General features: G+C 68.8%; 8 protein-coding genes. 2 read left to right on the top strand and 6 right to left on the bottom strand.

The features are described from left to right. Positions 1 to 364: 364 nt before the first annotated feature. The 5 genes from ACH4F2_RS13470 to ACH4F2_RS13450 all read right to left on the bottom strand — a co-directional run bounded on the left by ACH4F2_RS13470 (position 365) and on the right by ACH4F2_RS13450 (position 3,972). A complete protein-coding gene (locus tag ACH4F2_RS13470; protein WP_398132853.1) occupies positions 365 to 826 on the bottom strand; it encodes an SRPBCC family protein in 462 nt (153 codons plus the stop codon). A gap of 545 nt (positions 827 to 1,371) precedes the next feature. Then, complete coding sequence (locus tag ACH4F2_RS13465) at positions 1,372 to 1,800, bottom strand: RNHCP domain-containing protein (protein WP_398132852.1); 429 nt, start codon at positions 1,798 to 1,800, stop codon at positions 1,372 to 1,374. A gap of 21 nt (positions 1,801 to 1,821) precedes the next feature. After that, on the bottom strand, positions 1,822 to 2,202 hold the full coding sequence (locus tag ACH4F2_RS13460) for an RNHCP domain-containing protein (protein WP_398132851.1): 381 nt from the start codon (positions 2,200 to 2,202) through the stop codon (positions 1,822 to 1,824). Positions 2,203 to 2,715: 513 nt separating this feature from the next. Next, positions 2,716 to 3,249 carry a GNAT family N-acetyltransferase gene (locus ACH4F2_RS13455; RefSeq protein WP_398132850.1) on the bottom strand — a complete coding sequence of 178 codons (534 nt, stop codon included), beginning with the start codon at positions 3,247 to 3,249 and terminating at the stop codon, positions 2,716 to 2,718. Between the two features lie 402 nt (positions 3,250 to 3,651). After that, positions 3,652 to 3,972 (bottom strand): hypothetical protein, encoded by a 321-nt coding sequence (locus ACH4F2_RS13450; protein ID WP_398132849.1) that lies wholly within the window; start codon positions 3,970 to 3,972, stop codon positions 3,652 to 3,654. A 556-nt stretch (positions 3,973 to 4,528) separates the two neighbouring features. Here ACH4F2_RS13450 and ACH4F2_RS13445 point away from each other — a divergent pair. Beyond that, complete coding sequence (locus ACH4F2_RS13445; protein WP_398132848.1) at positions 4,529 to 4,807, top strand: GlsB/YeaQ/YmgE family stress response membrane protein; 279 nt, start codon at positions 4,529 to 4,531, stop codon at positions 4,805 to 4,807. A gap of 316 nt (positions 4,808 to 5,123) precedes the next feature. Continuing rightward, positions 5,124 to 5,447, top strand: coding sequence for a hypothetical protein (locus ACH4F2_RS13440; RefSeq protein ID WP_398132847.1), 324 nt, complete (start codon positions 5,124 to 5,126; stop codon positions 5,445 to 5,447). A gap of 142 nt (positions 5,448 to 5,589) precedes the next feature. Here ACH4F2_RS13440 and ACH4F2_RS13435 read toward each other — a convergent pair whose 3' ends face one another. After that, positions 5,590 to 6,561 carry an MBL fold metallo-hydrolase gene (locus ACH4F2_RS13435; protein WP_398132846.1) on the bottom strand — a complete coding sequence of 324 codons (972 nt, stop codon included), beginning with the start codon at positions 6,559 to 6,561 and terminating at the stop codon, positions 5,590 to 5,592. Between the last annotated feature and the right edge of the window lie 192 nt (positions 6,562 to 6,753).

Below are 6,753 nucleotides of genomic sequence, written 5' to 3'. Positions count from 1 at the left end.
CGCTACGAGAAGACCGCCACCATCTACTTGGCCGGACTCCACATCGCAGGCATCTTCCTCTGGTCCACCCGATGATCCAAACGAAACCGCCTAGCCGGTCAGCAGCGTGGCAGTCCGCGGCGCCACCGCGCCGGATCGATCCTGTCCTCGTACACAGCGCTTGGAGAGCGTCCGGATCGCCCGGAGCGCGCCCGCCCCGACGGGGGCGTCCGATGGGCTGCACTGGATTCGGGGCCATGCGCATACGGGAGCAGGCAAGCGATGTGGTCGTGACACGCGCGTCGCCGGCGTCGGCGGCTCCAAGCGGTCACCGGCGCCGACAACGCTGCGCTTCAGGGACAGGACGTCAGGGGCAGGACAGGGGTCACTCACCCGGCCTGATGCGCCCGCGCCAGGCTCCGGACTCGCCGCCGCGTCCCTCGATGTACTCCTTGAAACGCTGCATGTCGCCCTTCACCCTGCGGTCGATCACGCCCAGCATGTCACCGGTCTTCTCCGCGATGCCGGTGGGCTCGACGTCCATGACGAGCTCGACCCGAGTGTGCGTGTCGTCCAGGCGCTGGAAGCGGACCGTGCCCTTCTGACTGGTGTCGCCCGTAGTGGTACGCCACGTGATGCGCTCGTCGGGGAGTTGGTCGACGATCTCGGTGTCGAACTCGCGCTTCACCCCGCTGACATTGGTGGTCCAGTGGTTGCGGCGCTCATCGAGCTGCCTGACTTGCTCCACCCCCTCCATGAACTGCGGGAACTCCTCGAACTGGGTCCACTGGTTGTAGGCGGTGTGCACAGGAACGCCGACTTCCACCGTTTCCTTGACCGTGCTCATCTGACAACCTTCCTCTCTGCTCGATCCGTCGCAATCAGCACCGGCGACCGACCCACGGTCTCGGCACACCGAGCGAGTACCCGAGGACCGGTGGTATAACGTCCGGTCAGCGACGTCCCGTGGCAACACGCGAAAGAAGCGCGGTCAGCAGCCGTGGGTGCTGCGATGACGTATGCCCTGGCGATGCATCTGCTGACCGGAGAGTCGTGGCGGGACACGGCCGCCCGGTTCGAGCAGCACATAACGAGCATGAATTGCTCGGGATATGTTCGTCATCCCCCTGGAACTGCCCTCCGCTCGACCGATCACGCAAGGCGACGTGTCCTTGGTTCTCGCGGGCGCGGAACTCGTCGATCTCCGCGACGCACATGCCCTGCGTCTGGACCGACCGCATCGTCACGCTCGGAGATCACGCCGACGGCACGAACGACCTCACGGGGCAGGCCTCGGTGCGGCTGCGCCGGGGCGGCACAGCACAGGGCCGGCCCCGGCCGGGAGAGGACCGCCGCCTCGCATCGGCGGCGGTCACACTCACTCGGTCGCCGTCAAAGGGTCAGCAGCACGCGTTGGGCGATGCTGGTGTCCCTCAGGGGCTTGAGCGCGAGGCGCACGAGGACCGGCGCGCTGTCGTCGCCCGCGATCCGGTTGGCGCTGAGCACGCCGCAGGCCAGGCAGTGGTGGATGATCATCCACTCACCGTCGGGCCGCACCGACATGCTGAGCGCCTCCATGCGGCCCCGGCAGTCCGCGGCCCGGTCACCCGGGACCCGCCGGTCGACGTGCAGGCTGGACAGGCAGTTCGGGCAGTGATTGCGGTGTCCTGTACCGGGCGCGTCGAGTGAGACCTCCGTCCGACAACCCACGCACCGGAAGGCTTTCGCCCGGTGCTCTCCCTGGCCGTGCAGGACGTCCTTGCGCCGCTGCGGCCGCCGCGTGGCCTGTGCCCGCCTCGGCGGCCTACTGCGCCTGGGCATGGTGACAGTTCTCCTTCCGGCTCACAGCTCGCCGAACACTTCGAGTGGAAAGGGTGGTTGAGCCAGTGGTCGCACGGCCATGCGCATCAGGACGAGCTGGTTGTCGTCCGCGCGGACGGGGTTGGAGGTCAACTCGTCACAGCCCACACAACGGTGGATGACCATCCAGTCACCGGTGCGCAGTACGGCGATGGAGATCGGCGTCATCCGGCCGTGGCAGTCGCTGGGTCCGCCCTCCACGTGGTCGAGAACGTGCTGGGAGTGCAGGCAGGACGGGCAGTGATTACGCCGTGTGCCGTCGCAGGCGGCGGCGGACACGGTCAGGCCGCACCACGCGCAGACGAAAGTGTCGGTGAGGACGTTGCGCGGAGTGCTGGAGAGAGCTTTCTTGGTGTGGGACACCCGGTGTGCTCCTTGCTGAGTCGGTCTGTGGTGACAGCAAGAGCAGGCCGAGCGGCCTCGACGAACAGCCCTGCCCCGACCCGTGGCACGCATGCGGGCACGGCGGTGAGGGCAGGGGCACAACGGCCCGGAACGCGTCCGGTTACCGGCCAGGGGGCGGCATGACGGGGTCGGACGGTCAGGCAGTGTGGCGAGGCGCGCTCAGCGCGGGCCGGGGCATAAATTCTCATTTCCAGGGCGCGTTCAGGCCCAGAGCAGGTCGACGGAGCATCGACAGAGTAGCCACGGCTCCGAGGCGGTGCCACCGAATTGACGGCCCCCTGATTCGGCTCCCTGGAGTTCGGCGACGAGCTCCTGTCCGGCACGCAGGAGCTGTGCGTCGTAGGCGGCGTCCTGCTTCACGGGGCGGACAGAACACCTGACGTCCGATCCCGGTCCCGTCCTCAGGACCGGGGCACCGCATGTCAGCAGCCTCTACGCCCCCGGCGCTCGCCGGTCCTGCGGGTGCTGTCCCTAACCCTGGTACTGCGTCAGGTCGATGCCGAACACCGCGAGGTCATAGTCGTGGCCCGGGGGCTGTACGGTGGCCTCCGTTTGCATGCCGAGCTTGTCGAGCACGTTCACGGAGGCCCTGTCGCCCGTACGGCATACGGCGACCACTCGGTCGAGGCCTCGGTCCTGCAGGGCGAACTCCAGTGTGGCGTGCGCCGCTTCGGAGGCGTACCCCTGCCCCCAGAACACCCGCCCGAGCCGCCAACCGATCGCGACCTGACCAGCCACCTCGACCGGCGCTTCGGCGACGGAGAGGCCGACGGCTCCCGCCAACTCACCGGATCCCAGAAACTCGACCGCGAACATCCCGAACCCTTCCTCGTCCCACTCCTCCTCCCACGTCTCGATGTCCTCGGCAGTCTGCTCCAGGGAGCGCGGCTTCCCGTCGCCGATGCCCTGCATCACCGCCGGATCGGCATGAATCTCGGACAGGGGGACAAGGTCATCGGCCAGCCATCGACGCAGGAGAAGGCGAGGGGTGCGGATCTCGGTCATGGTTCCATCCTGCCGCCGCGGTGGCGGGAACGCGAACTGCGCTCCGCTTCCCGGTGACCAGTGGGTCGACACAGTCCCGCGTGCTTCGGTGGTGCCGAAACACGTGTGCGCCGGTAATGCCGGTCGTGCTCGACCGTAGATGCCGGGCGCTGCGTGCTCATGGACCTTGTCGACGAGTTCCGGAGTACCGTGAAAGAGGGTGGCCACGCGTCAGATACCGACGTCACCTGACCTGCGTAGGGTGTGCCGCTCGCCGGGTCGACCATGCCTCGGCCCGCGGCGGTACGCCAGGCTCCCCTGGCTGCCGAGGCGACCGGTCGCGGCGTGGACTGGTCGGTGGTGGCGACCTCCACGCCGAGGTGGACATGTGCGCCGGGACATGACAGAAGCTGCTTCCAGCGGTCACAGACCGGCGATGTCTGCGGCCCTCTTGCGCACGGCCTCAAGCGCGTCCACCACGGCGCTGTGCCGCCTCGCGTGCGTCGCCCGATCCGCCGGCACCAGCCGCGCGGCGGTCTGCACGGCGCAGGCGTCCGGATCACCGAAGGCAGTCCGCGGGTGCTCCCCCGTATCCGCGCAGTGCGCCGTGACATCCTTGACCGCCTGGAGCACAACGGCCCGGTCCACACCCGGCTGCGTGGCCAGCCGTACTTGGAAACGCGCCATCCACCTCTCGCGGTCCTTCTCCTGCGCCGCTTGCGTGGTCTGGTCCTTCTTCGCCACGTGCTCTCCCGGGTGATCGGTGGCCAGCCTTCATGGAGGTGGACGCCGGGACCTCGAAAGGGGTTGCGGAAAATCACCCCTGTGAGACGACCGGACTCCAGGACGCCGCCCGCGGGACTGGGCAGACTCACCACAGCGAAGGAGCCGAGCGGCGAACGGTCCAGGTCCGCGACGGCGGCGCGAGCGAGAACGAAGCCGCTGGCGCCCAGGTGGGACGGGAGGCGAAGACCGGGACGACGGGTGCGCCATCCGGCTCGGCGGCGGTCGCCAGCGCTCCGTCCGGCAGGATCAGGACCGCCGCCTCGGTGCCGGGAACGTCTGCAGCACGTCCATGGTGGAGACGGTCCGGACCAGGCGGCACGTAACTCTCCTCTCGGACACCCGAGTTCCTTGCGAGCCGACCAACCCGGACAGCAGCGGTTCGCCACGGACGGCAGACCGCGCCCCGCCTCGGTCATCAGTCGTCAGAACTCGACTCCAGCTGGCACGTTTGTTCGGATGCGGGCGGTGTACACGGTGAACTGACACATCTTTTACACGACGAAGCGGAGAACCCATGGGCATCATCGCGTGGATCATCATCGGCCTGCTCGCCGGCGCCATCGCCAAGGCACTGATGCCGGGAAAGGACCCCGGCGGCGTCATCATCACCATGCTCATCGGCATCGCCGGTGGATTGCTCGGCGGCTGGCTCGGCAAGGTGGTCTTCGGTGTCGACTCCATCGACGGGTTCTTCGAGCTCTCCACCTGGATCGCCGCCATCGCCGGTTCCGTCCTCCTGCTCGCTCTCTACCGCCTCGTCGTAGGCAACCGGCGCTCGCACCGTCACGCATGACTCGGTCGGGCCTCGGCCCCGAACAGCCGGACGGCTTCCGCTGCCAACAGCGCGGGAGCCGTCCGGCTGTTCGGGGCGGCGCGGCCGCGCGCTGTGCCACAGCCGCACACCTTCTCGACCGGAGTCATTCCGCCGCGTCCCCGCGGCGCCGCTCACCAAAGGTAGGGATGTCGTAAGGCGACCGCCTCTGCGGTTGAGGCGTCCGGTGGCGGTCAGGGTCTTCCGGTCGGACACCGGCTTCGACATCGGATCAGCTGGGCGCCCCCGTACCTGGCCGTCCCGCGGGCCGCGCGTCTTGGGCCGAGGCGGGCGCCTGGTGTTCAACGTCGCCGGCCCATGGTTCGAAGCGTGCTACGACGAAGCCGCCAGCCGCGTGACCACGACGCCGCAGCAGGACTGCTTCGGGCTGAACACCATCGCCGAAGACGACGGCCCGGCCGGCTACCAGCTCGCCTACGGCGACTGGGTCAGGGTCCTGCGCGGCGCGGGTCTCATCATCGACGACCTCGTCGAGCCGTGGCCCGCACTCGGAAAACCCAACGGCTGCAACGAAACCGACCCACCCGACTGGGCACACCTCCGGCCGGCGGAACTGCTCCGGGTGATCCATGAACCGTGGTTCCGCCGCGCCGCGACGTGAAGGCATCCCCTCGCCGCGCAAGAAGGGCGGTGCCCACGGAGATGGGACACGACATCCGCTGGTGATCACGCCTGGCATCCACGAGTACCGCGAGTACCTGTCCAGCGGGCGGACCTTGCGCAGCGGGGGGAGGCGCCGGAGGTCAGAGGTCCAGCGGTTCGAGGTGGCGGGGGTCGAGGACACGGCCGTCAGCCCCGATCACCTGCTGGAGGCGGTCGACTGCGCGACGGTTCACCGTGTCATGCAGCCCGGGGTCGTCCAGGGCCGTGACCAGGTCGTCGTGGTGGCTCGGGACGATGAGCGGAGGCCGGCCCAGGGTGCCGACGGCGCGCTCGAAGTAGTCGTACACGGCCGCGTGTCCGCTGGCGCCCAGCACCAGCACGTCGGGGGTGGCTCCGGCGACTGCGCGGGCCGCGAAGTTGGCTGACCCGCTGAGGAACATGATGCTCAACCGGTCGCCCACCGTGACCTGGTAGCCCAGTGTGCCGCCCTCGACCAGATCGCCCAGCGACCGGGGCCGGGCCGGGGGTGCGGTCAGGGTGCCGTACGGGTCGAAGCCGTACCCGCCGAGCTGGCTGTGCAGACTGCGTACCACCTCGATGGTGTAGTCGGGGCGGGACGGCTTGTCGGACGACTGGAGGGGATGGCGCAGCACCTCGTCCCCCGATACCACCACCAGACGGTGCTTGCGCCCGGCACCGGGGACACCCATGGCGGCCAGCAGGTGCAGATGCGTCTCGGTGCCCAGGATGCTGATCTCCCGGTCCCGCCAGGCGGGGTGGTCCAGGAGGTACGGCACATCGGCGAGGTGGTCCCAATGTCCGTGCGTCAGAAGAATGAACTCCGGTGCCGAGGTGAGGTGTTCACGCAGCACCCAGTCGATGATCCGGTGGTCCACCTGCAGTTCCCGGGTCATGTCGGCTTTGCCGTCGGAGTCCGTGTAGGGCTGCCGGGTGAGATACGGGTCGATCAGGATCCGGTGGCCCCCGAAGCTCAGCTCCCAGCCCGCCACGCCGAGCCAGCGTAGCCTCGCCCCACTGCGCCCCGGGCGGAAACCGCTCTGGGCCCGACCGGCGCGCGGCGGTGCGGCCGACGCCGTTCCGGCTGTCCCCACGGCTCCTGCCGTACCCGCGACGACACTCGTCCTCAGGACACTGCGTCGACTGACACGTCGCTGGGCGGCTGGGGACTGCTCTGAGAACACGGGTGGGCTCCTTTACCTGATGCGGGCCTCAACTGGGCTTCTTTGCCACGGCCCTTGGCCCTGGAGTCAAGCCTCGACCGCCGCCCCGTGTCGAATACACTC

The organism is Streptomyces sp. NPDC017890, assembly GCF_044328675.1.
GTDB lineage: Bacteria > Actinomycetota > Actinomycetes > Streptomycetales > Streptomycetaceae > Streptomyces.
This window is presented reverse-complemented; position numbering and strand designations above follow the sequence as displayed.